Raw genomic sequence first — 25350 nt, 5'->3', positions numbered from 1 at the left:
GGCCAGGGAGGGCGGGTTCTACTCGGCGGGCGCCTATGTCCTGAAGAACCCGGGCGAGTTCTTCGCGATGACCGCGAGCGTTTACCTGCACGGTCGGCTGGCGCGCGAGCCCTTCACACGTGAGGAGCTTCGGCAGAAACAACCGGTCTACTTCGGCTATTTGCACCACCTGTTCGGTAGCCCGCGTGCCGTATCGACCGAGCCTCCTCAAACCTCCGGGACGGCACGGCCATGATCATCGACCGACGCTCGCTGGTTCTCGGCACCGCCGCCGTGCTCGCGGCGGGCCGAGCCACCGCCGGAACCGCGTCCCTTCGGCTGTGGCCCGGCGAACCTCCGGGTGGGGGCGGACCCGACGGGTCGCCCGAGGTCGACGGGAAGGGGGCGGTCAGCAACATCGCCGTTCCCGGCCTGGAGGTGTTCGTGCCTTCCCGGCCGACCGGCACGGCGATGCTGGTCGCCGCCGGTGGCGGCTACAAGCGCATCGAGATGGAGAAGGAAGCGCGTCCGGCCGCCCGCTGGCTCGCCGCGCGGGGCATCACTGCGTTCGTTCTGAGCTACCGCCTGCCCCGGGAGGGCTGGGCCGACGGACCATTGGCCCCGCTGCAGGACGCGCAGCGCGCCCTGCGCCTGATCCGGTCGCGGGCCGGGGCGTACGGCGTCGATCCGGATCGGATCGGCATCCTGGGCTTCTCGGCCGGCGGCCACCTGGTGGGTCTCGCCGCAACGCGATCGGCCTTCGCATCGTATCGCCCGATCGATGCAGCTGACGACCTGCCCGCACGCCCGTCCGCCGCGGCCCTGATCTACCCGATCATCACCTTGGAACCGCCCTACGACCACACCTCGACGCGCGTCCAACTGGTCGGTCGCCACCCGACGCCGAGCGAGAGCGCGGAATGGTCGGTCGAGACCCATGTCCGGTCCCGTTGTCCGCCGGTCTTCCTGACTCAGGCGGCGGACGATCCGATCTCCGACATCGCGAACAGCCGGATCATGGTGCAGGCGTGCGAACGCGCCGGTGTCCGCGTGGAGGCGCATACGCTCGTCAGCGGCGGCCACGGCTTCGGGATGGGCCGGCCAGGCACGCCGAGCGCGCAATGGCCGGGCAGGTACGAGGCCTGGCTGCGAACGGTCGGCGCTCCGGCCTGACATCCGACGACCACCGATCATGGGAAAGACCGTGAACCCGACGCGATCGCGACCCGTATCCGCATGCGTCCTGGCCCTGCTCGCCGGGCCGGCGATGGCCGACACCTTGCCGCTCCGCCACGGGGCCTACGTGACGGTCGGCACGGACTGCAAGGATCCCCCGAACGTCGCCCTGCGGACTTACGACGGCGCAGGCATCGGCAGTTCCAAGTCGAACGACTGCCGGCCCCGCGTCGTGTCCCGGCAAGGAAACGTGTTCGAGATCGAGCAGTCCTGCCGGCAATACGGCGGACCGGATCTCCCCCGGGCGACCGAGCGTTCGACCGTTCGCGTCGACGGTCCAACGGCCTTCACCGACCTGACGAACAGTGCAGCCGAAGGCTACCGCCTCTGTCCCGAACTGAAGCCTTGAGCATGCCGGTCGATGATGACGGAGGACCTGGGATGACCTGCGCGATCGAGACCGTTCACGTGGCTTACGGCATCTCCAGGGCGGATGCGATCCGCGACGCCCTTCGTATGGAAGGGTGTACGGAACGCGTGGTCGCGCTTCCCGCTACCCTGAGCCATGGCCCCATCGATCCGCCGGACCCGGACACGCGCCAGGCGTGGGTCAGAACCGTCCTGCGGTGCGCTCCCGACGATGACTGGCGCGAGCCCGAGGAGCCTTGGGCCGAAGCGACCACGGCCGACGTGTATCCGGTTTATTGGGTCTGTCTGACCGACGCCGGGGAGCACGCCTGCTTCCTGGAGTTCGCCTTCCGCATGGCCGTGCGTCCGTTCGACATCGTCGATGCGACCGGTCTGGACTTCGTCACCCGGGACGGCGTGCGATCGCCGTGGTCTCTCGGCCTGATGCGGCCCGAGGACATCGTCACCTCCGGCCTGAGGGAGAGACGACGCCCCTACTCAGAAGCCGAGGCCCACGCGGCGTCAGCGACATGGGCACGGTTGCGGGCCGAGAATGCGCCGCTCCGCATCGTGCGGGACGGATGCCTGGTGTCGGCGCCGTTGACGCACTTCGATGCCGCCCTCGTCGCGCAGGGCAGGCCGGAATGGGAGATCGTCGCCGGGTTAATCGGGCGGGCGTTGCATCACCTGTCCTTCGAGGTCGACCCACCGGGCCAGGGCGTCGGCGACGTTGTCCTGTTCGGCCGCGTGCTGGCACTCGGCGCCGAGGGTGCCCTCGACGTCAGGGGCGCCGGGCCAGGGATGCGCGACTACGAGGTTCGCCTTCCGGCCATTCGTCCGCATCCGGACAGGATCCCGGGCTGATCAAGTCGGTGCCCTCGATAGGATGATAGGAATGATCGATACCTCAAGCCTCAACGTCCGCCGCGCCGACCACGTGGGGTTCGCCGTCGCCTCCCTCGACGAGGCGCTCCGCTTTTGGGTGGAGGGGTTGGGCGCACGTCTGTTGCGGACCGGCGACATGGGCGGCGAGTTCCTGGGGCAGGTCACGGGTGCCCACGGCGCGCGGGTGCGCATGGCAGTGGTGTCGCTCGGGGGGCAAGCTGTCGAACTGCTTGAGTATCGGGGAACGAGCCCACCTGCGGCGGCGCCCGCGCCGTTCGATCCGGGCTCTGCACATCTTGCCCTGATCGTCGACGATCTCGACGCGGTCTTGTCCCGCATTGTGGGCCATGGCTGGAAGGCCCAGGGCATACCGCAGCCGATCCCCACAGGCGAACGGGCCGGAACGCGGGTGGTCTATGCCGTCGGTCCGGACGGTTCCACCATCGAATTCATGCAGCCGCCGCCCGCGGGGCGCCACGCGACTTTGACTTAGGATATAGGTCGAGCCGTTTTGGTCTTCGTTAAGGCACCGCATGGTCGGTCCTGAGCCAAATCCATGTCCGCTTCCGAGTTCCGAGATCCCTTTGAGGGCTGATAGGCATCCGCATTGGGTCGGATGCGGCAGGTCCGCCTCCAGAGAAGGGTCAGGGTCTGCAAAAGCTTATAACAGCTCTCGGCCATCACCGTATTTCGATGCAAGCGGACACATCGGACGCTTCACCCGCCGCTGCAAACGCCCGACGGGCGCGCTCGATCTCTGCGTGGTGGGTCTCAGCCCAGATCCACACACCACAGAACGCTGCCCCCAAGCTCTCGCCGAGTGGCGTCAGCGTGTAATCCACGTGCGGCGGGATCACCGGATGCACGGTACGTCGCACAAGACCATCCCGCTCCATCTGCCGAACCGTCTGCGTCAGCATCTTTTGGCTGATTCGACCCACCGCCTTGCCGAGTTGCGTGAACCGTAGGGTGCCATGCTCGTCTAGAGCCTCAAGGATCAGCATAGTCCACTTGTCGGCCACCTTGGCGATGATGTCGTTCACCAGCACCTCGATCGTCGGATCGACGTCCTTCGGGATCGGCCCCCTCCGTCGTGCCTCGATCATGGGGTCTGGGGTAGCCCTACGCATCCGACGCTCTCCTTTCGGTAAGTACCAATCTTTTCGGTGCCTACTTCAGTCTGGAGAGCGTGATCGATAATTTCTTCGGCGACAACAACGAAGGTCGCCTTCATGAACTTCTCAGGCAACACCATCCTCATCACCGGAGGCGGCTCCGGGATCGGGGAGGCTCTTGCACATCGCTTTCACGATCTAGGCAACACCGTCATCGTCGTCGGTCGCCGCGTGGAGGCACTGGAACGGGTCACCAGCGGCCGCCCGGGCATGCACGCGATGCCGCTCGACATCGCGGATGCCGGAGACATCGCCGGGTTCGCGCAGCGGGTCGTGGCCGAGCACCCGGCCCTGAACGTGGTGATCAACAACGCCGGGATCATGCGCTTCGAGGCGCTGGATCAGGCGCGCGACCTCTCAGACGCAGAAGCGACGATCACCGCCAACCTGCTCGGCCCTATCCGGCTGACGGACGCCCTGATCGAGCATCTGCTCGGCCGCCCCGGTGCGGCACTGATCAACGTGTCCTCCGGACTGGCCTTCGTTCCCCTGACGGCGACACCGACCTACTCGGCGACGAAGGCAGCCATTCATAGCTACACTGTATCGCTAAGAGAGGTCCTGAAGGACAGGATCGAAGTGATCGAACTGGTACCCCCGGCGGTTCAGACCGATCTAACACCCGGCCAGGCCACCCGCGAAGGCTACCTGCCGCTGGCCGACTTCATCGATGAGGTAATGGCTCTGTTCCAGCAGCAGCGGACCCCGCGTGAGATCCTCGTGCAGCGCGTCGCCTTCCAGCGCAACGCCGAAGCCGAGCACCGCTTCGACGAGGCTGTGACGACCTTGAACGATGCCGCCCGCAAGGCACGCGAGAATCAGCGCTGAGGCTGTTGGGCCAGCACGCCTGCTACGCCGCCGTTCAACTCACCCACCGTGGAGAAGGCTGATGCCGTTTGCTAACATCAAGGTCCCGGAGGCGGCGCTCAGCCGCACACAGAAGGAAGAGATCGTCCATAAGGTGACCAACTTGTTCGTCGATTACTTCAGCGAAGCGGTTCGAACACATACCATGGTCTTGATCGAAGAGGTCAAGGATGGCGGCTACGCCCGAGCTGATGAAGTGTTCGTCATACCGGATGCATATCGCGCGAAGGACTGATCGCAGGTGGGCCGCCGACAGGATTGGCGGCCCCCTAAAATCGACATTAGTGAAACTATTACAAAATCACTTTATGTATAAGATCAATATAATTCGTCGGCCAGCCTCCCGTCTTATAAGACACATTTTCTACGGCTGCTTCCGAGGATGCACAGATTCTCTTACGATATGATTGGGTGGATTTCCATCAGTCCGCTTCCAGACGGTGGATGTATCAAGCGGACATAACCTCGAAGACCGCTCAAAATCCACTTAACATATGACCACAGATTTCAACGAGCTTTCGATTAAGACTACATAGTGTTTATCAGATTGCGCGCCTGAAGCCGCTCGGCGGGTAAGAGATGACGCTCATCGCGTTGGAGTATTGCGGGCCATGAAGGTCTCGGGCGACCCGTCGGCGGGATCGACGAAGACGATATCGGAAGGTGGGCGACGCGGCGTATCGACCGAGAGGAAAACCACAGGTTCCTCCATGAGTGTCGGCAGGGCGTGAACGGTACCACGTTCGAAAAATAGGAGTTCTCCCGGCCCGAACTCTGCCTCCCTTCCGGCATCACCCATCCAGAATGTGCCGCGCCCCGACAGCACGTAGAGGTACTCGTCGCAGGTAGCGTGGTAATGCGGCGGCGTGGGGCGATAGACGCGGAAAACCCGAGCGCTCGCCGCCTCGCGGTCGGTCAGATAAGTGTCGACGAGAAGCGTCTGCGCAGTCTCGGGGAGCGCGGCCGCGATAGCCGCGAGGTCGAAACGTCCGGTCTTTGTCGAGTCCGACATGTTCGCTCCTGAGCGATGATCGTTGGGGCGCGGTTCGGCACCCACCTCATAACAGCGCTGGCCAACCCCGGTCGCTGCCTCGGATCAGCGATGGTCGTTGGGGGCAGGCTTTGCACCGATGTCGAGGGTGAATACCCTCAATGGCTTCGCCACCCGGTCAGCGCCGCCGTTGAAAGGGGCCATTCGATTCAGTTGCGCCGCCGGCATCCACAAACGCCCGTCAGCGTCGATCCACATCGCATCGACCCAGACGAGGCGAGGGTCCCGCACCACTGTTGTGCGGGTTCCGTTGGGCGTGAGCCTCAGCACGGAGAGTTGGTCGGTGTCGCTGACGTAGATGTTGCCCTCGGCATCGATGGCGGTCCCGCCGGTCGAAGGCGTATCGGCGAAGCGCTCGACATGGGTGGCGAGGCTCGCCGCATCCAAGTCCGTATCATCGAGATAGCGGGTATCGATGCGCGACATCCGGCCCGAGCTCGGCTGGTAGTAGACCCATCGCCCGTCGGGGGAGACCTCGATCTGGTCGGCGTGAATGTGGAGCGGCTTACCATCCGGGCCGTGCATCGGACGCCCTTCGGCCGAGACCGCTCGGTCGCTCACGGTCGATGGATCGCCGTCTAGGACGCGTCGTGCCTGGCCCAATGCAAGGTCCAGTACGATCAGACCGGGCGCGCCGGCATCGGTGAGATAGGCATGGCCGCCGTTGAAGCGGACATCGTCGACGAAGCTGTCCGCCTTCGTCACCGGGCCCAGCAGATAGACGCGTGTGGTTTGGTTCGTCGCGAGGTCGATGCGGATGAGCTTCGGGCCGCCGGGCAGGACGGGGTTTCCGATGCCGGGGGCGCCGGTATCGACCAGCCACAGGGCCCCGTCGGGCCCGATACGCTGGGCGTTGACGCGCACGAAGGCCTTGGACGGGTCCTGGCCCTTCGCCCAGCCGTTCCACGTCACGTCCGGATATGGGACGAGGATGCCGTCCTTCCACTCCACGATCTGCGGACCAGCCGAGCCGTCGAGCCGCGCGAGCACGAGGAAACGGCGCCCATCGGGGGCGATGCTAACCCCGGTCGATGGTGTGTCGAGGGTCATCGCCGTGACGAGGCGGGGATCCTCTTCCGCAAACGAACGAGTGGAGCCGGGCAGTGAGAATGCTCCCGCCAGGAAACACAGGGTAAGGCTCGCGACGATGTTACGACGAGGGACGGTCATGATGCGTTTCCCGATGGTCTGCAGTCCTGGCGAGGTGGCGCTTAGGCTTATGGAGATGGAACGGTGCCAAGCTGCCGAAGCAGGGTAAGGTTGTCCTCGATGTGCCAGTTGGCTGCGATGCGACCGTCAACGACGCGGTAGATATCGGTGGCGATGAACGCCACCGGCTCGCCCCGGCCCTGGCGACCCTCGAATGTGCCGGTGAAATGACCGCGCAAACGCAGGTGCAGCACGGCCCGGTCGCCCGCCACGATCATCTGTTCGACCTCGCAGGTGAGGTCCGGAACAGCCTTTCGAAAACCTTCCGAGGCCAGGAGCGGTCCGGTCGGACCTTGCACCCGCCCGGGCGGCGGCGTCTCGTCCACAAAGTCCTCGGACAGCGCCGCCCGGGCGTAGGCCGGGTCGCCGGTGTTCCAGAAAGTGGCGTATCGCCGGGCTGCCAGCACTACGGCCTCGCGCTGTTGCGACGCTTGGCCGGGATCGACGACAAGCACGCCTGGCGAGACGAGCGTCTCTGCGGCGGCGGGGGTGGTCGCCAGCACGACGGCCATGGTGGCGAAACGAAGCGACGGGATCATCGGTTGAGCTCCTGGCTCATTTCTGTCGGTTCACTGTCGCGGAAGGCGACCTCGATCAGCGTGCCGCCCGGGGCGTGCAGGAAGATGCGGCGTTCGCCGATCTCGGGGAGCTCCATCCGGCTGTAGGGGATGCCACGGTCGTCGAGGCGCCGGCGGAAGGCGTCATGGTCGTCGCGGAGGAAGGCGACGTGGTCGATGCACTCGGCCGACCCGTCCGGAACTGGCACGCCGGCTCGCGCTGGAATGAGGTGCACGATTGGTTCCCCGTCCGCGTAGAGCCAGTGCCCGGGAAAGCCGAAGGCCGGGCGGAAGCCCTCGCTCAGGTCGAAGACATCCGTGAAGAAGCGACGGTGGCCATCCAGGTCGCGGGTGCGGAGCGTGGCGTGGTCGAGGCGCATCGGCGGCCCTTCACGCGATGGTGCCGCCGCCGTCGACGGTGACGGTCGAGCCGGTGGCATAGGGGTTCGTGGCCACGAACAGGATGGCCTGGGCGATGTCGTCGGGATGCCCGATCCGGCGTGCAGGCAGCTGCGCAGCGCGGCGCTCGAACATCGCCTGCCGGTCGGCCTTATCCATCCGCGCATAGAGCGGCGTATCCACGAGCCCCGGCGACACCGTGTTGAACCGGACCGGCGCCCGCTCCAAGGCCAGGCCGCGGGCGAGGGCATCAAGCGCGGCGTTGATCGCCCCCTGCAGCACGGCGGCGGGACCGGGACGTTGGCTGAGGTAGCCGGACACGAAGGTCAGCGAGCCGCCCTCGACGATCTTTGCGGACCGGGCGATGCGGTAGGCGCCCCAGAACTTTGAATCCATCGCCGACCTGGCGTCCGCCAGCGGGAGCTCGGCGACCGATCCGGTCCTCGTGGTGGCCGCGGCGACCACCACATGATCGAAAGGCTCCCGACCGCCGAAAAAGGCTTCAATCGCAGCCTCGTCAGTGAAATCGAGCGCGGCCGCCTCCACCTCTGCAGTCCGAGCGGCCTCGTTGAGCTTCGTGCCTGGACGGCCCGCTGCGACGACGCGCGCACCGTTCCGCGTGAAGAGCTGCGCAGTGGCCAAGCCGATCCCGCCGGCGGCGCCGACGACGAGGACCTTCCGTCCGTTCAGGTCCAGAGGCATGGCATCAGTCTCCTCTCAGTTGTGCCGGGGAAGCGACCCCGTTCGTCAACACAACCTAACTCTTGCTTTTCGACTGATAAGCCGGATTACAGTTGAGTCATTCTTGCACGAGGGTTGAGTGTCGATGCTTGACGATCTGAACGAGCTACGCACCTTCCGTCGCATCGCGGCGCTCGGCAGCCTAACGGCGGCGGCGCGCGATCTCGGGGTCGGGCTGGCTGTCGTGAGCAAGCGCTTGACGACGCTCGAACGCAGGGCCGGTGTGAGATTGATCCAACGCTCCACGCGGAGCCTGTCGATAACGGACGAGGGCCAGACCCTACTCGTTCAGGTGGAACGGGCGCTGGACGCCATCGAATCCGCCGAGGAGCGCCTCGCGACCGGGCGTGACGAGCCGATGGGATTGCTGCGGGTCGGCGCGCCGGTCTCGTTCGGGCGGCGGCACGTCGCACCGGTCCTGGGCCGCCTCGCGGCACGGCATCCCCGGCTTGACGTCGACCTGAGGCTCGACGACCGCGTTACCGACCTCATCGGCGAGCGCATCGAGGTGGCAATCCGCATCGGGCCCCCGCGCGACAGCACGATGATCATGCGTCGGCTAGCCGACAATCGGCGCATCCTGGTCGCGGCGCCCGCCTACCTCGACCGGCATGGACGCCCGTCGAAGCCTGAAGACCTCATCGGCCTGGAAGGCTTGAGCTACGGCGATGCGACGACGCCGTGGCGCTTGCTTGGTCCGGGAGGCGTCGAGACGGAGTTCCGTCTTAGGATGCGCCTTCGCTCGGACAGCGGCGACGCGGTGCACGATTGGGCTCTTGCAGGGGCAGGCATCATGCTGAAGTCCGCTCTGGACCTCGCCTCTGACCTCGCCGCGAACCGGTTGGAGCGGGTGCTCCCGGACTATGCGAGCGCGCCATCGCCGGTCTACGCCCTGTTCGCGTCCGGCCATTCGCTGTCGACCAGAGCGAGGGTGTTCATCGATGCGATGGTCGTCGAACTGGCGGATCCTGGGAACGCATCGGCAGTCATGCCGACCTAAGTGACCATCAAGCCTCCGACGTCTTCAGTAAGGCAGGGGCCACGTCCTCTGCGGACGAGCCTGACCTGAGCCACCCATGCACCGTACGGGCACCGAGGCGTCCCAGATGCGCTGCCACCGAGCAATCGAACAGCTACGTCGGCTTTCCACCATTGCGGATGCGGGTCCACTCATGGTGCTGTCCGGTGAGTTGCAGCCCGTACGATTTGCCTCGAAGCTGGCGCCTACCAATGAGCTAGAAGGACGGCCACCTGTGTCCACCGAACCCGTCAAAGGGCCAGCTTCGTACTTCCCGTCCATCGAGAAAAAGTACGGCCGCCCCATCAACGAATGGCAGCAGCTTGTCCGCGATCGGCTTCCCGCAAAGCACATGGACCTCGTGTCAATGTTGAAGGGCGAGCACGGGATGGGACATGGCCACGCCAACGCCATCGTTGCCCACGTGCTGTCCGCGGGAAAAGGGTAGGCAACCTTACAGCAAGCCGGGAGTGGCTGCTCTCCACTCCGAGCGGTAGTTGCCTCACGCCTGACGAATGGCAGCTTTGGAAAAGTGCCGGCGGCGGTCTGAGAGGCTGGGTTGGGTGGATTTTTGCCGGTCCGCTTTCGGGCGTAAGGGTGGAAGAAGCGGACACCTGGCTGTGCTTTCGACGAAGACCCGGGGGCTCTCACAATGCGTTCTCGGCGCAGGCTGACCAAAGAACCCGGTGACCAGGGACAAGCGTCCCGTAGGACGCCTGTTTGTTGCTCAGCCAATCGTTGACCTCAGTTCGCCCGAGCAACCTCGACAAGGTTGTCCGAGAACGACGGAGCGTGGCCCATGTCGGTGAAGGCGCCCGACGAGATGCTGTTGACCGTACCCTCGTTGAGCTGACGCCAGTAGCCCAGCGTCGCCACCACGATGCCGGCCTTCACGTCCTCGGTGATGCGCGCTACGCCCTTGAAGGCGCCGCGGTCATTGGCGACCTGCACGCGGTCACCATCCCGGATGCCGCGGGCGTCGGCGTCGTGTTGGCTGATCATCACGAACTGCTCGCCTTGACCCTTCTGCTTGTCTTCCATGTTCGCGTAGCAGGAGTTCAGGAAGTAGTGGCTCTTCGGCGAGACGATGTTGAGCGGGAAGCGCTTGGCGAGTTCCGGGTCGTTGGCGTGGGATTCCCGCGGGCCCAGGTAGTCGGGCAGCGGATCAAGCGCCTCGCCGGGCTGGAAGCCCTCGTACATCTGCCGGAACGGTGGCGCGACGAAGTTCGTGGCGCCCTCGACCTTGAGCATGCACTTGCCGGTCGGCGTCGGGAAGTTGCCCTCGCGGTGGGGCGCCCGGTCGTCCGGCGTGCCGACCTTCAGGCGGGCGAAGCCGTGCTCGCGCATGTACTGGAGGTCGATGCCCTCGCAGGCCGGGGCGTTCCAATCGACGTAGTGCTCCAGGCACTCCGTGTCGGTCCACTTGAAGTTCTCTTCCTCGAAGCCGAGCCGGGCGGCGAGCAGGCGGAAGATCTCGTTGTTCGGGATCGCCTCGCCGGGCGCGTCGGCGCACTTGGTGTTGTAGGTGAGATAAAGGTGGCCCCAGGACAGGATCATGTCCTCCATCTCCGCGCCCATCGTGGCCGGGAGCAGGATGTCGGCGTAGGACGCCGTGTCGGAGATGAAGTGCTCGGCCGAGACCATGAACAGGTCCTCGCGCATCAGCCCTTCCACGATCTTGTCGGTCTCGGGCGCCTGCGTGACGGGGTTCGAGTTCCAGCACATCATCGACAGGATCGGCGGGTCGAGCTTCAGCTCGCCGGTAAGCGCGCGCCCGATCTGGAGGTTCGAGACGACGCGGGTGCCCTCCGGGATCAGGTCGGGCCGGCACATCACGTCGAACTTGTAGGGGTGCTCCCACACGCCGAACTGGGTGACGCCGCCGCCGACGTGGCGCCAGGCGCCGGTCAGCGCCGGGATGGACGACACTGCCCTGATGGTCTGGCCGCCGCCGTAGTGCCGCTCCAGCGCCACTCCCATGCGGATGCCCACCGGCTGCTCGGTCGCCATCTCGCGGGCGAGCGTGCGGATGTCGTCGGCGGAAACGCCGGTGATCGCGGCGGCCCATTCCGGCGTGCGGGTGCTCGCCCGCTCCTTCAGCTCCTCGAAGCCGACCGTGTGGTTGTCGACGTAGTCCTGATCGACGAGCCCCTGTTCGATGATCGAGTTGATCAGCGCCATGGCGAGCGCGCCGTCGGTGCCGGGCTTCGGCGCGATGTGCCAGTCGGCGGCCTTCGCCGTGCGCGAGGCGTAGGTGTCGATGACGACGACCTTAGCGCCCTTCTTCTGGGCGTCCTTGACGATGGCCCAGTGGTGCAGGTTGGTGCTGACCGAGTTGCACGCCCAGATCACGATGTACTTGGAGTGGATGTAGCTGTCAGGGTCGAGCCCGGCCGTCGGGCCGACCGTCAGCAGCCACGCGGTGCAGGAGCCCTCGCCGCAGAAGGTCCGCTCCATGACCGTGGCGCCCATGCGGTTGAAGAAGGCGTCGCCGCCGTTCAGCCCGTGCACGAGGCCCTGGTTGCCGAGGTAGCTGTAGGGCGCGATGGCCTGCGGGCCGTGACTGTCGATGATCGCCTTCCAGCGGGTGACGATGGTGTCCAGCGCCTCGTCCCAGGTGATGCGCTCGAAATGTTTGGAGCCCTTCGGCCCGACCCGCTTCATCGGGTAGAGCAGGCGGTCAGGGTGGTAGTGGCGCTTCTCGTAGTCCTTCAGCTTCACGCAGAGGCCGCCCCGGGTCATCGGGTGATCCGGGTTGCCGCGCACGCCGAGCAGCTCCCCGTCCTTGACCTCGAAGATCATCGAGCAGGTGTCGGGGCAATCGTGCGGACACCCGCCGAAGAAGGTCTCGGTCAGGCTCTCGGCCTGGGCGACGAGCAGGGAGTCCGGCTTGACGATCTCGTTCATGTTTCCTCCACGGCCGAGCGTCTCGCCTTATTTTTCTGGCGGGCCGGCCCGGTGCGTCATCAGAATGCACTCTAGTGCTAACAATTCCAAATTTTGGTCCGGTGGAAGGGCCAAAAGAATGCCTCGTCATGGTACCAACCGTTTTGTCGCGGGTTTCCGGGAGTTCCTGAAACCGAGCACGACGCCGCTTGGATGGGGTACGCCGCGTCGAAGGGCCGACGCCCAGCAGGAGGGAACGTGTGGAACTGACGCTCACACTGGACGCCCGGTCCGATAAACCTCTTCAGGCGCAGGTGTTCGACCAGGTTCGGGAGATCATCCTCGATGGGCAGATCAAGGCCGGCATGGCTCTGCCTCCGAGCCGCCTGCTGGCCGAGCGGCTTCGAGTGTCCCGCAACACCGTGATGCTGGCCTACGAACGCCTTGCCGCTGAGGGTTACGTCAGGGCCCGCGGCACGGCCGGATTGTTCGTCGAGCCGATCCCCCCTGACAGCCTTTTGTTGATACAACAGGGCAGTCGGTCGCTCACGAACGGCCCGGTGCTGGACGCGTCGAGCGAGGCGCTGCTTTGCTTCGCCGGCTCGCCGGGCGGTGGCGGCGACCGGCCCGAACTCGACTTCTGGGTCGGGCGGTCCGATCCGGCCGGGTTCCCGCTGGCCATCTGGCGCCGGATCGTGATGCGGCTCCTGGCGCGGGAGACGACATACCTAACCGATTACTGCGATCCGGCCGGCCTCCCGGAGTTGCGCACGGCGATCAGCACGCACCTACGTCGGGCCAGAGCGGTGGCGGTGACCGAGGATCAGGTCATCGTGACCACGGGCGGGCAGGATGCCCTCAACCTCGTGTTCAACCTGCTTAAGGGACATACCCGGCAGCTCTGCATCGAGAACCCCTGCTACCTCGGAGCCTCGCTGATCTTCAGGAACGCCGACATGGAGATCCATCCGGTGCCGGTCGACGGCGAGGGTCTGCGAACCGACCTCCTGCCGCCGGCCAAGGGCAGCCTGCTCTACGTCACGCCCTCGCACCAGTTCCCCACCGGGGCCACCATGCCGCTGGCGCGGCGCCTGGCCCTGCTGCGATGGGCGGAGGAGACCGACAGCTACATCGTCGAGGACGATTACGACAGCGACTTCCGGTACGACGGGCCGCCGCTGACGGCCCTGGCCGGTCTCGACGGAGGCCGGCGCGTCTTCTACGTCGGGACGTTCTCGAAGTCCGTTGGCGCAGGCCTTCGCATCGGCTTCGCCACGGTTCCGCGCATGTTCTGGGACGAGGCGCGGATGCTGAAGGCACGTATGAGCAACGGTCAGGCCTGGCTGGAACAGGCCGCGCTCGCCGCCTTCATCGATGAGGGGCACTTCGACCGGCACCTGCGCCGCCTGAGGCAGGTCTACAAGGCGCGCCGTGACTCTCTGATTGGAGCACTGCGCAGGACGTTCGACGGGGCCGTCGTACTCGGCGGCGAGAGTGGCTTGCATCTGGTCTGGCGCCTCCCGTCCGGTTATCCGCCCGCACGGCAGATTCAGCACCTCGCACGCGAGCAGGGCATCGGGGTCTATGCCCTTTCAAGCGGAGCCGCCTATTATTTTGACCCCGGGGCACGAGATGACATGTTGGTCTTTGGATACTCATCGCTCAACGAAACGCAGATCGAGACAGCGGTCGGCCAGTTGCAGCGGATATTGCTTGGGCAAGCAGACCGCGACGAAGGCACGGGTTAGGTCTGCTTCAAAGCACCCGACGAGATGGCTTTTTGGGCGCAGTTGGGTCGATTTTTGTCTGTCCGTTCTTGGGCGATGCTCCGATCGAAGTAGACCATACGGTACGACAGGACTCCGCATTCCAGCCCCCTTTCCGTTCGCAATTTGAGCTGGACCGTCGCGAAGGTGTGTTCGGCAAGGAAAGTCTGGCGCGTCGAGCTTCGAAAATGCCGCTCAGACGAGCTTGAGTATGTCGTCGAAGACGTCATCCCACCCAGCTTGGTCCAATTCGATGAGGTTGAGGCTGCGTAGGTAGAAGGCGCCCTCTGCAGCGAGAAAGGCCGTCCTCGCGCGGCTCTCGGACGCCGAGCCAGGGTCGAACATACCAATCCATTCCGCGTACCAAGTGCGGGCGCGGTGCAGGTACCCGGGCGACTGCAGCAGCGTCACGAGCATCCCGGCCATCTTGGTCTGGGTAGCTTCATCGATCCGCTTGGATGCCACGACGTAACCGCGCGCGCGCGCGACGTTGTCAGCATCCGGCGGGGTGCTCCGTGCGACCTCGGCGTCAAATCTTGCCAACCAGCGCTCCACCATAGCGGCGATCAGATCGTCCTTGGTGCCGAAGCAGTACTGTACCCCCCCCTTGGTGATGCCCGAGGCTTTCGCCACGGCGTCGAAGGTCAAGGCCGTGGCCCCGTCCCGGCTGACGATCTGCTCCGCGACATCCAATACCCGGTCGCGGTCGATGGTCCTTGCGCGACCCATTCAGCCATTCCCTTTTTCATTCCATACGTATGGATTTAAACGCGGCGGTGTGCGATGCCAACCAGGAAGTCGCGGAACCGCAAGACCAGTCCGAGCGCGATCCGACGCCATCCACGACCCGTTCCTACCTGAGGTATGCCACAATATGAGACGGCCTGATCATCGGCGTCCGGTCATCGTCCGGCTCGTCTTGCCTTTTCTCATGGCGATGACCCTAACCGGCTGCAAGCCGGAGGCGAGCAATCCGGCCGCACCTGCCGCCGAGATGTCGCCCATGGATGTCTCGACCGTCGTGGCGGCGGCGGCCACGGTGCCGCGCACCCTCGACCTGCCGGGGCGCTTAGCATCGACGCGGGTGGCCGAGGTGAGGGCCCAGGTCTCCGGGATTATCCAGGAGCGCGCCTTCGAGGAAGGCAGCCTTGTCAGGAAGGGGGATGTCCTCTTCCGCATCGACCCGGCCGTCTACAAGGCCGAGGTCGATGCCAGGACGGCAGGCGTGGCGCGCGCGGAGGCGACGCGGACCCAGGCGTTGCGCCAGTCGGAGCGCACCAAGACCCTTCTGGAGAAGCAGGCCGCCAGCACCGCCCAACACGACATCGCCATCGCAACCTTGCGCCAAGCCGAGGCGGACGTCGCGAGCGCGAAGGCCCAGCTTGCGCGCGCCAGGATCGACCTGGACTACGCCACCGTGCGTGCCCCCATCGGCGGCCGCATCGGGCGGGCCCTGGTGACCGAGGGGGCACTGGTGGGCCAGGCGGAAGCGACCAAGCTCGCGCTCATCCAACAGGTCGATCCCATCTACGCCGACTTCAACGCGGCCGCCTCGGACCCGAGCCTGCTCGTTGAACAGGCAGCCGAGAAGGAAGCGGCGGAGGTGCGGCTCGTTCTTCCCAACGGGTCCCTGCACCCCGATGCCGGCCGGCTCCTGTTCACCGACGTCAGCGTCGACCCGGGCACCGGTCAGGTCAGTCTGCGTGCCACCTTCCCGAACGCCCGTGTCGCCCTGTTGCCGGGCACCTATGTCCGCATCCAGGTTCGGCAGGGAACGATTCCCGGCGCGGTCGTCGTCCCCGCCCAGGCCATCCAGCGCAGCAGCGCCGGGGGGGCGCAGGCCTATGTCGTCGTGGACGGAAAGACCGCGCTGCGGCCGCTCCGCACCGGCGCCCTGACGGGTGCGGGATGGATCGTGGAGGAGGGGCTGAAGGCCGACGAGGTCGTCGTCGTCGAGGGCTTCCAGAAGATCCAGCCCGGGATGCCGGTGAACCCGGTCCCCTGGAAGGGTGCCTGGTCAACCGAGGCATCCCGCAAGTCCTGATCCCCGTCCCAACAGCCGCGGTGCCGTCCCGGTATTCCGCTCGCGCAGGCGCATTCCCATGACCCGCTTCTTCATCGAACGCCCGATCTTCGCCTGGGCGATCTCCATCTTCATCATGCTGGTGGGCGCGATCTCCATCGCCTTCCTGCCCGTCTCGCAGTACCCGGACGTGGCCCCCGTTACGATCCAGGTGACCGCCGTCTACCCGGGTGCCCCGCCCGAGCGTCTCTACGACGGCGTGACCCGCATCATTGAGGAGGAGCTCAACGGCATCCCGGGGCTGATGTATTTTGAGTCTACCAGCGACACCTCGGGCCAGGCGCAGATCATGGCTTCCTTCGCGCCGGGCTCCGATCCCTCGAAGTCCACGGTCGCGGTCCAGAACCGGATCAAGCGGATCGAGGCGCGCCTGCCGCGGGCCGTGACGCAGCAGGGCGTCATCGTCGAGGAGGCCAGCACTAGCTTCCTCCAGTTCGTCGTCGTGAGCTCGCGCGACGGTTCCCTGAGCGAGAGTGATCTCGGCGACCTCGCCGCCCGGCGCATCCTGGGCGAATTGCGTCGCGTGCCGGGCGTCGGCCGCGCCATCCTGTTCTCGTCCGAGAAGGCGCTGCGCATCTGGATCGACCCGATGAAGCTCGTCGGCTTCAACATGACGCCCGGCGATGTGACGACGGCGGTGGGCGCACAGAACGCCCAGGTGGCCTCCGGTCTCGTCGGCGCCCAGCCTGCCAAACAAGGTCAGCGCATCGCCGCCAGCGTGCTGGTGAAGGGGCAGCTGACGACGGTCGCCGAGTTCGAGGAGATCGTCCTGCGCGCCAACCCGGATGGCTCGCTGGTGCGCCTGCGCGACGTGGCCGAGGTCGAGCTCGCGGGCCAGTCCTACACGATGCAGACCCGCCTCGACGGTCGCCCGGCCGCCGGCATCGGCATCCAGCTCGCACCCGGCGGCAACGCGCTCGCCGCCGCGACCGGGGTAAAAGACAAGATCGCCCAGCTCCAGCGCACGCTGCCCGCGAATGTCAGCGTCACGGTACCCTACGACACCACGCCCTTCGTCGAAGTGTCGATCAGGAAAGTGCTAATGACCCTTGCTGAAGCGATGGCGCTCGTCTTCGCGGTGATGTTCCTGTTCCTGCAGAACGTGCGCTACACCGTCATCCCGACCATCGTGGTTCCGGTGGCACTCTTGGGCACCTGCGGCGCGCTGCTGGCGGCCGGCTTCTCCATCAACGTCCTGACGATGTTCGGCATGGTCCTGGCCATCGGCATCCTGGTCGACGACGCCATCGTGGTTGTCGAGAATGTCGAGCGCATCATGAGCGAGGAAGGCCTCTCCCCGAGGGAGGCCACCCGCAAGGCCATGGGGCAGATCACCGGCGCGATCATCGGCATCACCTCCGTGCTGATTGCCGTGTTCGTGCCGCTCGCCTTCTTTCCCGGCTCGGTCGGGGTGATCTATCGGCAGTTCGCGGTCAGCATGGCAACCTCCATTGCCTTCTCGGCTTTCCTGGCCCTGTCGCTCACGCCCGCCCTCTGCGCGACCCTGTTGAAGCCCGTCGAGGCCGGCCATGGCCATGCTAATAAGGGTGGGTTCTTCGGCTGGTTCAATCGCCGCTTCCACTCCGGCACGCTGGCCTACCGGGCGGGCGTCGCCGGGATGCTGCGGCGGCCGGTGCGCTCGCTCCTCGTCTACGCCGCACTCGTCGCGGCGCTCGGCTGGGGATACGTGCGCATGCCGTCGAGCTTCCTACCCATCGAGGACCAAGGCTACGTCATCGTCGACGCGCAGACCCCGCCGGAATCGGCCACCGGCCGCACGCTCGACGTGGCTGAGCGCATCGAGGAACACTTCGAAGCCGAACCGGCCGTAGCGGCGCGCGTCACGCTGCTGGGTTTTGGCTTTTCGGGCCAGGGCCAGAACGCGGCCATCACCTTTGTCACGTTGAAGGACTGGAAGGAGCGTGGACCGAAGGACGGGGCCGGGGCGATCAGCGCCCGCGCCAACGCGGTGCTCGGCGGCCTGCCCGACGCCATCGCCATGGCGCTGTCACCGCCGGCTATCGAGGCACTCGGCAATTCGAGCGGCTTCGCCTTCCGCCTGCAGGACAAGGCGCAGCAGGGCTATGCCGCGCTAGCGGCTGCACGCGACCAGCTGCTGAAGGCGGCGAGCCAGAGCCCGGTCCTTGCGGGCGTCTACGTCGAGGGCCTACCCACGGCGCCGCAGATCGAGCTCTCCCTCGACCGGCAGAAGGCGAGCGCGCTTGGCGTCACCTTCGCCGACATCAACGACGCGCTCTCGACGAGCCTCGGCTCGGCCTACGTCAACGACTTCCCGAATCAGGCCCGCATGCAGCGGGTGATAGTGCAGGCGGAAGCCGGGCGCCGGATGAAGGCCGAGGATCTGCTCGACCTGCATGTCCGCAATGCGAAGGGCCAGATGGTGCCGCTGCAATCCTTTGCCAGCATCGCGTGGACCATGGGTCCCGCACAGGTGGTCGGGTTCAACGGCTATCCGAGTATCAAGATCTCGGGCAGCGCCGCCCCCGGCTTCGCCAGCGGCGACGCCATGGCCGAGATGGAGCGCCTTGCCGGGCAACTGCCCGCGGGCTTCGACTATGCCTGGACCGGGCAATCCCTGCAGGAGAAGCTCTCTGGCTCTCAGGCCGTGTACCTGCTCGCCCTGGCGTTATTCTGTGTCTTCCTCTGCCTCGCCGCGCTCTACGAGAGCTGGTCGATCCCGCTCGCCGTCTTGCTTGTGGTGCCGACCGGCGTGGTCGGTGCGGTCTTCGCAATGCTGCTTCGTGACATGCCGAACGACGTCTACTTCAAGGTCGGCTTGATCACGGTGATCGGCCTGACGGCGAAGAACGCGATTCTGATCATCGAGGTGGCCAAGGAACTCGTGGCACAGGGGCGGCCCGTGCGCGAGGCGGCCCTCGAAGCCTGTGAGCTGCGTTTCCGGCCCATCGTCATGACGTCGTTCGCTTTCATCCTCGGCGTGGTACCGCTGGCCGTCGCCACGGGCGCGAGTATGAACAGCCAGCGGGCCATCGGCACCGGGGTGCTTGGCGGCATGATCACGGCGACGGTGCTGGCCGTGTTCGTCACCCCGCTGTTCTACGTGCTGATTGCCTCTGCCTTCCGCGGCAGGCCAAGAGCCACGTCTCCGCGTGCGGCCGATGAAACGATGAGCTTGCCCTCGAACATCGATATGACGCGCGGTGTTCGATAATGAGTGACGGATTGCCGGAGGTTTGCCTCCGGCAATCATCGAACCCTACTTTCGCGCTCCCCAAGCAGCTCGGCTACAAACCAGAACGCACAGCACAACGACCGACCGCTTTCCGACTAGTCCCGACGAAGGAGTAGAGACCGGGTTGGGTCGAGACCCGTCCGTCCGTTCTACGACCGGGTCAATTGGGAAGCGGAACGTACGCTTTACCAGTAGCGGGTCCATAGTCTCTGTAAAGCACTCGTGTTCAGGGCAATCTGGAATCTTTTCTATGCTACCCGTTCATCGACACGTGCGCTGGGCAGCAGCGCGATGAGGGCTTGCAATGGCTCACTGGCCGCTCCGGGCCAGACGAGATGCGTGCGGTTGATGCGCAGGTGAGGCGGCAGCGAATGGCGCTCGACGGCCGTGCTCAGCACTGCATGATCCAGCACTTCCGCCGGCACGATCGCTGCCCCTGTCCCAGCAGCCACGCACGCCACGATGGCGTGATACGAACTCATCTCCAGAACACGCTGAGGTGATGCGCCTCCTTCCGTCAGCCACTCGATGAGGCGCTGACGGTAGGAACAGCCATGGGGAAACGCCACAACAGTCCGCCCACCCAACTCGACAGCGTGGCGGACTGTCGGCACCCCTCGGGCGGTAATCAGCACCAGTTCCTCGTCAAAGGCCGGCATCGAGGATAGATTTCCCCGCTCGAATGGTTCGGACACGAAGGCCGCTTCGACCTCAAACAGCTCCAGCTGGCGCAGCATCGCGCGGGTCGTACCGGTTTGCAGTTCGATGGTCACGTTGGGGTTCTGCGCATGAAAAGCCGACAGGATCGGCGGCAGCCGTGCACCGGCCGCGCTTTCTAAGGATCCAAGCCGGAGCACGCCGCGCACGATACCACTGCGCAGTTCCTGTTCGGCTAGGTCGGCCAACTGCAACAGCTTATCGGCATGCCCGAGCAGGGTACGTCCGGCATCAGTGAGGGTCAGGCTACGCCCTTCGCGTCGGAACAGAGCTACCCCAAGCCGCTCCTCGAACTGTTTGATCCGGGTGGTGACGTTGGAGGGGACCCGGTGCAGCTGGTGTGCGGCCCGCGTGATACCGCCTTCGCGAACGACGCTGCGGAAGATGTGTAGGTCGTTCAGATTCATAGTTCTCATGCAGAGAACGATACGTCACGATAATTCATTTTCCAAGAAGTGGGAAAGGTGTTCAATCGGACCATCCAATGAACACGAAACACTCCTCTCCCGCCCAGCCCAGTCCCGCGACCCGGCCCGTGGTCGCCAGCGGACTCGTCGCACTTGCAATGGCGATGGGGGTCGGCCGTTTTGCCTTTACGCCGCTGATGCCGCTGATGATCCGTGACGGTACGCTGGACGCTGCCACCGGTACGGAATGGGCAGCAGCGAACTATGCTGGGTACTTCGTGGGTGCCCTGACCGCCTCGTGGTTCAGCGGCAACCCGCGTCGCGGTCTGCTGCTGAGCCTGATCGGTGTCGCTCTCACGACCCTGGCGATGGTGGCAGTTGATGCCGTTCCCACCACCCTGCTCGGGGTCATGCTGCGCGGGGCAGCTGGTGTGTTCAGCGCCTGGGGGCTGGTGTGCGCGAGCAGCTGGTGCCTGGCCGAACTTGCCCGGCGTCGGGCCGGGCAACTGGGCGCGTGGATTTACACGGGTGTCGGTCTCGGCATTGCGATAGCCGGTGTGATGGCTTGGCTCGGCGGACGCCAGCGGGCGGACTGGCTTTGGCTTGAACTGGGGCTCATCGCCAGTGCCGGAGCGGTGCTGGTTTGGACGCTGTCACGGGGGCAAAGCACGACCCCGGCCGAGATCGAAGAACGCGAGGCTACAGCAATCGCTCCGACGCGAGGGGGCGGGCAGTTGGCTCTGGTTCTCTGCTACGGAACGTTCGGGTTCGGCTACATCGTGCCGGCCACGTTCCTGCCGGCCATGGCGCGCGAACTAGCTCCCGATCCCCTAGTGTTCGGGTTGACTTGGCCCTTGTTCGGCTTCGCCGCCGCTCTGTCGGTCGCGGCCGTGGCCCGCTGGCTGCCAAGCACATCCCGTCAACGACTGTGGGCTCTGTCACAGGGCGTCATGGCGCTCGGCACCGCCCTGCCGCTATTCGTCCAAGCTCTCTGGGCTGTCGCGGCCTCAGCGGTCTTGGTCGGCGGCACGTTCATGGTCGCGACCATGGCCGGCTTGCAGCTCGCCCGCGAGGCGCAGCCGGACAATCCGACCCCGCTCATTGCGCGAATGACCGCTGCGTTCGCCGCCGGACAGATCGCTGGCCCACTGCTCGTCCGCGCGCTCGGTTCCGACCGCTGGGCCGGCTGGGATGCGCTCAGGTGGACGGGCGCTCTCGCTACGCTGCTGCTAGTGCTGACGGCACTATGGCTCTGGTGCAGCACCAAAACTTCCCTCAAAAGCCTGAGGCCCGTCTGATGCTTCCCAACCGTTCCGCCACCGCTACACCGTCCTTTCCTGAGGCCGGACTTCCCGAACGCCTTGGGCCACCAGCCACGCTCGATGCAGAGCAGCAGGCCGCTGCCGAAGAGTTAATCAACGGTCCTCGCCGGGGGGTCTACGGTCCGTTCCGCCCACTGCTGCACCGTCCGTCGTTACTCCAAGCGGTCGCCAAGGTCGGGGAGACCCTGCGCTATGCCGGGACCCTCGACGGCGCGTTGCGTGAGTGGACGATATGCGTTGTGTCGCGGGAGCTGTCCAACGTGTTTGAGTGGGACATGCACCTGCCGCTCGCGGGAGCAGCCGGTGTGCCGCCGGCTGCGTTGGCGGCGGTTGAGCGCGGTGCACCGCTCCCAGCCGACCTCCGGGTCGATCTAGTCCTAGCGCATGCTGTAGCCAGCGAACTCGTCCGTCGGCATCGTGTAAGTGATGAAACGTATGCCGCAGCTCTCAGCACGTGGGGTGAGGCGATCACGGTCGAGTTGCTGACGTTGGTTGGCTACTTCGTGATGGTGTGTTGGCTGATGAACGTCGCCCGCACGCCGGGGCCTCAATAATACGGGTCTGCTTCGTCCTCTGCGGCCTTCAATCCGGACGTTTGCCTAGCGCATTTTCGGTTTAATCTGGTTCGTATCCAGCGGCTGCGAAGAAATTTGCGCACTCGTGGGGCGTGACGGTGTCGACGAGGCGTTCGATGGTCGACCATAGTCCCTCGACGGTGCGTTCGGCCGCCTTGCGCAGCAGTGCCTTCAGCTTCGAGAAGGCCATCTCGATGGGGTTGAAATCCGGGCTGTAGGGCGGGAGGAACAGGAGCCGCGCGCCTGCCGCCTCGATCGCCGCCCGCACGGCCGGTCCCTTGTGGCTGCCGAGGTTGTCCATGACGACGATGTCGCCGGGGGTGAGTTCGGGCACCAGGACCTGATCGACGTAGGCCTGGAAGGCGTCGCGGTTGATCGGCCCGCCGAGCACGAACGGCGCAGCGATCCTGGACAGGCGCAGACCCGCCACCAGGGTGGTGGTCTTCCAATGGCCGTGCGGGATGGGAGAGCGCAGCCGCTCGCCACGCGGTGAGCGTCCGCGCAGGCGGGCCATGTTGGTAGCGGTCCAGGTCTCGTCAAGGAAAACCAGGCGCGCAGGGTCGAGGTCGGGCTGACCCGCAAACCACGCTTCGCGCGCCGCCTTCACGTCCGGGCGTTCCTGCTCGGTGGCGTGCGCTGTCTTTTTTTGTACGTGAGGTCGCGTGCGTCGAGGAAGCTCCACAGCGTGCCCAGTCCGACCGTGAGATCGTGCTCGTCCCGCAGCCGGGCGCGCATCTCCTCCAGGGTGACGTCGGCCTTCGCATCGATCAGCGCACGCAGGAACGCCTCGTGCGGGTCGAGCTTCGAGCGGCGCGCCCGCCCTTGCGGACGGGCCGCCACCGTCCCCGTCGTCGCGAGCGCGGCCATCCAGCGGATCGAGGTGGCGATGCCGACCCCAAAGCGCGCGGCCGCCTGGCGGCGCGAGGTCGTCGCAGCGGCTTCCACCACCCGCTCGCGCAGGTCCTGGCTGTAGGGTCGGCCCATGCTTCGCTCCTTCTCCGGAGCGATCAGTGAATCAGTCCAACAGCTTCGCGTGAACCCAACCCATGCGATTCAGCGCAGCCCGAAAACGCTCTAGCGACTATCGAGCCGCCGCTTCCCACCCTGAGCCGAAGTTGCCGGACGTCCGACCAGCGGCCGCTTTCGGGAAGCGCCGACTGCTTGTCGTACGGCTGGCTTGGGTCGGGACCCGCCCGTCCGTTCGACGACCGGGTCGGGTGGATTTCTGCCCGTCCGCTTCCGGACGGCGGATGCATCGAAGGGGACATAGCCGCGGAGACCGGTCACGACCCTTTGCTTAAGCAAGAAACGCCTGCTTGCAGGATGTTGGGTGCATCGGAACCTCGCAGCCCAAACGGGCCGGGAGCGGCCGGGGTGCTTTGGACTGCAGCACGCCCGGAACCGAGGGTTGAGCAGCCCTTCACGATGCCGCGCAGCGTCACCGAGCCGATCGACCCCTGGTTCAAAACTGCTAGATGATAGAAAGGCAGGGGGGACGCGGTTTGTCGGTCATCGAGCGCCACAACACCAAACAGACCGGGTCGGGTGACACCGCCATGGTTTTCGCCCACGGCTTCGGGTGCGATCAGAACATGTGGCGGTGGGTGGCACCTGCCTTCGAGGTCCGCTACCGCACAATCCTGTTCGACCATGTCGGCGCAGGCGGCTCGGACCTCTCAGCCTACGACCCGGCCAAATACGCCTCGCTCGAAGGCTATGCCGACGACGTCGTAGAGCTCTCCCGCGCCCTCGGCGTGGAGCGCGGCATCTTCGTTGGGCATTCGGTGAGCGCCATGGTCGGCATCCTCGCCTCGAAGAAAGCACCCGAGCTATTCGAGAGCCTGGTCCTCGTCTGTCCCTCTCCTCGGTACGTCGACGACGGCGACTACGTCGGCGGCTTTACCCGACCGCAGATCGACGAGCTCCTCGAATTCCTCGACAGCAACCACATGGGGTGGTCGCAGGCGATGGCGCCGACCATCATGGGCAACACGGACCGCCCGGAACTCGGAGAGGAGCTCACCAACAGTTTCTGCCGCACCGACCCGGAGATCGCCAAGCGCTTCGCCCGGACGACCTTCCTGGCAGACAACCGGGCCGACCTGGAGGGCGTCACGGCGCGCTGCCTGGTCCTCCAATGCTCGGAGGACGTGATCGCCCCCCGGGAGGTCGGCGAATACGTGCACCGCCACCTCCCGGGCAGCGAACTCGTGTTGCTCGACGCGACCGGGCATTGCCCCAACCTCAGCGCGCCGGAGGCGACGACCGCAGCCATCGAGGCGTTCCTCCGGGGCAGATGACGTGCGCGAGGTGACGCCTATCCTCCGGGCGCAGGAGGCGGACGATCTCGAAGACCTGTTCGAGAACGCACCCTGCGGCTACGCCTCGGCCTTGCCGAACGGACGCTTGTCGAGGGTCAACCGGACGCTCGCGGACTGGTCGGGACACACGGCCGAACAACTCGTCGGGCGTCGCTTCCTCGACCTCCTGAACATCGCCGGCAAGATCTTCTACGAGACCCACTTCGAGCCTTTGCTGCGGATGCAGGGGTTCTTCAACGAGGTCGCGCTCGACCTCGTGCGCGCGGACGGGACGGCGCTGCCGGTCCTGGTCAACGCCGTGGTCCGTCGGGACGAAGCCGGCGAGCTCCGGTTCATCCGGATCACGGTGTTCAACGCCTCCGACCGAAGGCGCTACGAGCGCGATCTCCTCGAAGCCCGGCGCATGGCAGATCAGGCCTCGGACGCGCTGCAGGACCTTAACCTGACGCTTGAGGCTCGGATCGCCGTGATCGGCCCCCACGAGGTGGTCCAAGGGTAAAGTTAGTGCACGGTGGGCCGCTCCGCCACGGGTAGCTTGGCCGGCGGAGCTGGTCTGGCGAGCGCAGCCGGCCAAGCGGAGAAGGCTGGCATGAA

Annotated in this window: 24 protein-coding genes and 2 pseudogenes; 16 read left to right on the top strand and 10 right to left on the bottom strand. The window is 65.7% G+C overall.

The genetic code is table 11. The features are described from left to right. The 5 genes and pseudogenes from FV229_RS27430 to FV229_RS14150 all read left to right on the top strand — a co-directional run. Positions 1-235, top strand: a pseudogene (locus tag FV229_RS27430) (hypothetical protein); the annotation flags it as partial. Next, positions 235-1152: an alpha/beta hydrolase gene (locus FV229_RS14165; protein WP_147752599.1), complete on the top strand. Its 918-nt coding sequence runs from the start codon at positions 235-237 to the stop codon at positions 1150-1152. The pseudogene FV229_RS27430 and the gene FV229_RS14165, both read left to right, overlap by 1 nt. Before the next feature lie 94 nt (positions 1153-1246). Beyond that, a complete protein-coding gene (locus FV229_RS14160) occupies positions 1247-1564 on the top strand; it encodes a hypothetical protein (RefSeq protein ID WP_147752595.1) in 318 nt (105 codons plus the stop codon). 32 nt (positions 1565-1596) lie between these two features. Beyond that, positions 1597-2427: a DUF3658 domain-containing protein gene (locus tag FV229_RS14155; RefSeq protein WP_147752594.1), complete on the top strand. Its 831-nt coding sequence runs from the start codon at positions 1597-1599 to the stop codon at positions 2425-2427. A gap of 31 nt (positions 2428-2458) precedes the next feature. After that, positions 2459-2941 (top strand): VOC family protein, encoded by a 483-nt coding sequence (locus tag FV229_RS14150; protein ID WP_147752593.1) that lies wholly within the window; start codon positions 2459-2461, stop codon positions 2939-2941. Positions 2942-3128: 187 nt separating this feature from the next. Here FV229_RS14150 and FV229_RS14145 read toward each other — a convergent pair whose 3' ends face one another. Next, a complete protein-coding gene (locus FV229_RS14145) occupies positions 3129-3578 on the bottom strand; it encodes a helix-turn-helix domain-containing protein (protein WP_147752592.1) in 450 nt (149 codons plus the stop codon). A gap of 102 nt (positions 3579-3680) precedes the next feature. Here FV229_RS14145 and FV229_RS14140 point away from each other — a divergent pair, with 102 nt between their 5' ends. Both FV229_RS14140 and FV229_RS14135 read left to right on the top strand, forming a co-directional pair. Next, positions 3681-4451 (top strand): SDR family oxidoreductase, encoded by a 771-nt coding sequence (locus FV229_RS14140; RefSeq protein WP_147752591.1) that lies wholly within the window; start codon positions 3681-3683, stop codon positions 4449-4451. 61 nt (positions 4452-4512) lie between these two features. Next, positions 4513-4725, top strand: a complete 213-nt coding sequence (locus FV229_RS14135) for a 4-oxalocrotonate tautomerase family protein (RefSeq protein ID WP_147752590.1) — start codon at positions 4513-4515, stop codon at positions 4723-4725. Positions 4726-5076: 351 nt separating this feature from the next. On the opposite strand, the gene FV229_RS14130 is transcribed toward FV229_RS14135, so the two are convergent. The 5 genes from FV229_RS14130 to FV229_RS14110 form a co-directional block, all read right to left on the bottom strand. Further along, positions 5077-5502, bottom strand: a complete 426-nt coding sequence (locus tag FV229_RS14130) for a cupin domain-containing protein (protein WP_147752589.1) — start codon at positions 5500-5502, stop codon at positions 5077-5079. An 84-nt stretch (positions 5503-5586) separates the two neighbouring features. Further along, a complete protein-coding gene (locus FV229_RS14125; RefSeq protein ID WP_246688193.1) occupies positions 5587-6711 on the bottom strand; it encodes a major royal jelly family protein in 1125 nt (374 codons plus the stop codon). A gap of 47 nt (positions 6712-6758) precedes the next feature. Continuing rightward, positions 6759-7289, bottom strand: a complete 531-nt coding sequence (locus tag FV229_RS14120) for an ester cyclase (protein ID WP_018042912.1) — start codon at positions 7287-7289, stop codon at positions 6759-6761. Continuing rightward, entirely contained in the window at positions 7286-7687 is a 402-nt protein-coding gene (locus FV229_RS14115; protein ID WP_147752588.1) for a VOC family protein, read from the bottom strand. The genes FV229_RS14120 and FV229_RS14115 overlap by 4 nt, the downstream gene beginning before the upstream one ends. A gap of 10 nt (positions 7688-7697) precedes the next feature. Next, positions 7698-8408, bottom strand: a complete 711-nt coding sequence (locus FV229_RS14110; protein WP_147752587.1) for an SDR family oxidoreductase — start codon at positions 8406-8408, stop codon at positions 7698-7700. Positions 8409-8532: 124 nt separating this feature from the next. Between FV229_RS14110 and FV229_RS14105 the strand changes: the two genes are divergently transcribed. Next, positions 8533-9447, top strand: a complete 915-nt coding sequence (locus FV229_RS14105) for a LysR family transcriptional regulator (RefSeq protein ID WP_147752586.1) — start codon at positions 8533-8535, stop codon at positions 9445-9447. Between the two features lie 253 nt (positions 9448-9700). Beyond that, positions 9701-9913, top strand: a complete 213-nt coding sequence (locus FV229_RS14100; RefSeq protein WP_147752585.1) for a DUF4287 domain-containing protein — start codon at positions 9701-9703, stop codon at positions 9911-9913. Positions 9914-10209: 296 nt separating this feature from the next. Here the strand turns inward: FV229_RS14100 and FV229_RS14095 are convergent, their stop codons facing one another. Continuing rightward, complete coding sequence (locus FV229_RS14095) at positions 10210-12372, bottom strand: molybdopterin oxidoreductase family protein (RefSeq protein WP_147752584.1); 2163 nt, start codon at positions 12370-12372, stop codon at positions 10210-10212. Between the two features lie 239 nt (positions 12373-12611). Here FV229_RS14095 and FV229_RS14090 point away from each other — a divergent pair, with 239 nt between their 5' ends. Then, positions 12612-14099 carry a PLP-dependent aminotransferase family protein gene (locus FV229_RS14090; RefSeq protein WP_187275151.1) on the top strand — a complete coding sequence of 496 codons (1488 nt, stop codon included), beginning with the start codon at positions 12612-12614 and terminating at the stop codon, positions 14097-14099. 213 nt (positions 14100-14312) lie between these two features. On the opposite strand, the gene FV229_RS14085 is transcribed toward FV229_RS14090, so the two are convergent. After that, positions 14313-14846 carry a TetR/AcrR family transcriptional regulator gene (locus FV229_RS14085; protein ID WP_056093220.1) on the bottom strand — a complete coding sequence of 178 codons (534 nt, stop codon included), beginning with the start codon at positions 14844-14846 and terminating at the stop codon, positions 14313-14315. A gap of 145 nt (positions 14847-14991) precedes the next feature. Between FV229_RS14085 and FV229_RS14080 the strand changes: the two genes are divergently transcribed. Then, positions 14992-16161: an efflux RND transporter periplasmic adaptor subunit gene (locus tag FV229_RS14080; RefSeq protein WP_147752582.1), complete on the top strand. Its 1170-nt coding sequence runs from the start codon at positions 14992-14994 to the stop codon at positions 16159-16161. A 58-nt stretch (positions 16162-16219) separates the two neighbouring features. Then, on the top strand, positions 16220-19393 hold the full coding sequence (locus FV229_RS14075; protein WP_056093215.1) for an efflux RND transporter permease subunit: 3174 nt from the start codon (positions 16220-16222) through the stop codon (positions 19391-19393). A 269-nt stretch (positions 19394-19662) separates the two neighbouring features. Here FV229_RS14075 and FV229_RS14070 read toward each other — a convergent pair whose 3' ends face one another. Then, the gene (locus tag FV229_RS14070; RefSeq protein ID WP_187275150.1) at positions 19663-20538 is read right to left on the bottom strand and encodes a LysR family transcriptional regulator; all 876 of its coding nucleotides are present in this window, start codon (positions 20536-20538) and stop codon (positions 19663-19665) included. Positions 20539-20615: 77 nt separating this feature from the next. Between FV229_RS14070 and FV229_RS14065 the strand changes: the two genes are divergently transcribed. Beyond that, positions 20616-21836 carry a YbfB/YjiJ family MFS transporter gene (locus FV229_RS14065; protein ID WP_187275149.1) on the top strand — a complete coding sequence of 407 codons (1221 nt, stop codon included), beginning with the start codon at positions 20616-20618 and terminating at the stop codon, positions 21834-21836. Continuing rightward, complete coding sequence (locus FV229_RS14060; RefSeq protein ID WP_147752596.1) at positions 21836-22414, top strand: carboxymuconolactone decarboxylase family protein; 579 nt, start codon at positions 21836-21838, stop codon at positions 22412-22414. Before FV229_RS14065 ends, FV229_RS14060 begins: the two co-directional genes overlap by 1 nt. Positions 22415-22475: 61 nt before the next feature. Here FV229_RS14060 and FV229_RS14055 read toward each other — a convergent pair. Further along, a protein-coding gene (locus FV229_RS14055; RefSeq protein ID WP_147752580.1) for an IS630 family transposase occupies positions 22476-23419 on the bottom strand; the annotation gives its coding sequence in 2 pieces (ribosomal slippage) (positions 22476-23083 and positions 23083-23419; 945 coding nt in all). Between the two features lie 518 nt (positions 23420-23937). On the opposite strand from FV229_RS14055, the gene FV229_RS14050 reads away from it, so the two are divergent. Then, positions 23938-24735 carry an alpha/beta hydrolase gene (locus tag FV229_RS14050; protein ID WP_147752579.1) on the top strand — a complete coding sequence of 266 codons (798 nt, stop codon included), beginning with the start codon at positions 23938-23940 and terminating at the stop codon, positions 24733-24735. Between the two features lie 10 nt (positions 24736-24745). Then, positions 24746-25168 (top strand): annotated as a pseudogene (locus FV229_RS14045) (PAS domain-containing protein); the annotation flags it as partial. Between the last annotated feature and the right edge of the window lie 182 nt (positions 25169-25350).

It is taken from the genome of Methylobacterium sp. WL120 (genome assembly GCF_008039465.1).
Classification (GTDB): domain Bacteria; phylum Pseudomonadota; class Alphaproteobacteria; order Rhizobiales; family Beijerinckiaceae; genus Methylobacterium; species Methylobacterium cerastii.
The sequence above is the reverse complement of the archived record's forward strand: the minus strand, read 5'-3'. Positions and strand labels throughout refer to the sequence as shown.

Coding starts and splice junctions, on each gene's coding strand:
- FV229_RS14160 (WP_147752595.1), top strand. CDS start 1,247: ATGGCCGACACCTTGCCGCTCCGCCACGGGGCCTACGTGACGGTCGGC.
- FV229_RS14155 (WP_147752594.1), top strand. CDS start 1,597: ATGACCTGCGCGATCGAGACCGTTCACGTGGCTTACGGCATCTCCAGG.
- FV229_RS14150 (WP_147752593.1), top strand. CDS start 2,459: ATGATCGATACCTCAAGCCTCAACGTCCGCCGCGCCGACCACGTGGGG.
- FV229_RS14145 (WP_147752592.1), bottom strand. CDS start 3,578: ATGCGTAGGGCTACCCCAGACCCCATGATCGAGGCACGACGGAGGGGG.
- FV229_RS14140 (WP_147752591.1), top strand. CDS start 3,681: ATGAACTTCTCAGGCAACACCATCCTCATCACCGGAGGCGGCTCCGGG.
- FV229_RS14135 (WP_147752590.1), top strand. CDS start 4,513: ATGCCGTTTGCTAACATCAAGGTCCCGGAGGCGGCGCTCAGCCGCACA.
- FV229_RS14130 (WP_147752589.1), bottom strand. CDS start 5,502: ATGTCGGACTCGACAAAGACCGGACGTTTCGACCTCGCGGCTATCGCG.
- FV229_RS14125 (WP_246688193.1), bottom strand. CDS start 6,711: ATGACCGTCCCTCGTCGTAACATCGTCGCGAGCCTTACCCTGTGTTTC.
- FV229_RS14120 (WP_018042912.1), bottom strand. CDS start 7,289: ATGATCCCGTCGCTTCGTTTCGCCACCATGGCCGTCGTGCTGGCGACC.
- FV229_RS14115 (WP_147752588.1), bottom strand. CDS start 7,687: ATGCGCCTCGACCACGCCACGCTCCGCACCCGCGACCTGGATGGCCAC.
- FV229_RS14110 (WP_147752587.1), bottom strand. CDS start 8,408: ATGCCTCTGGACCTGAACGGACGGAAGGTCCTCGTCGTCGGCGCCGCC.
- FV229_RS14105 (WP_147752586.1), top strand. CDS start 8,533: ATGCTTGACGATCTGAACGAGCTACGCACCTTCCGTCGCATCGCGGCG.
- FV229_RS14095 (WP_147752584.1), bottom strand. CDS start 12,372: ATGAACGAGATCGTCAAGCCGGACTCCCTGCTCGTCGCCCAGGCCGAG.
- FV229_RS14085 (WP_056093220.1), bottom strand. CDS start 14,846: ATGGGTCGCGCAAGGACCATCGACCGCGACCGGGTATTGGATGTCGCG.
- FV229_RS14080 (WP_147752582.1), top strand. CDS start 14,992: ATGAGACGGCCTGATCATCGGCGTCCGGTCATCGTCCGGCTCGTCTTG.
- FV229_RS14075 (WP_056093215.1), top strand. CDS start 16,220: ATGACCCGCTTCTTCATCGAACGCCCGATCTTCGCCTGGGCGATCTCC.
- FV229_RS14070 (WP_187275150.1), bottom strand. CDS start 20,538: ATGAATCTGAACGACCTACACATCTTCCGCAGCGTCGTTCGCGAAGGC.
- FV229_RS14065 (WP_187275149.1), top strand. CDS start 20,616: ATGAACACGAAACACTCCTCTCCCGCCCAGCCCAGTCCCGCGACCCGG.
- FV229_RS14060 (WP_147752596.1), top strand. CDS start 21,836: ATGCTTCCCAACCGTTCCGCCACCGCTACACCGTCCTTTCCTGAGGCC.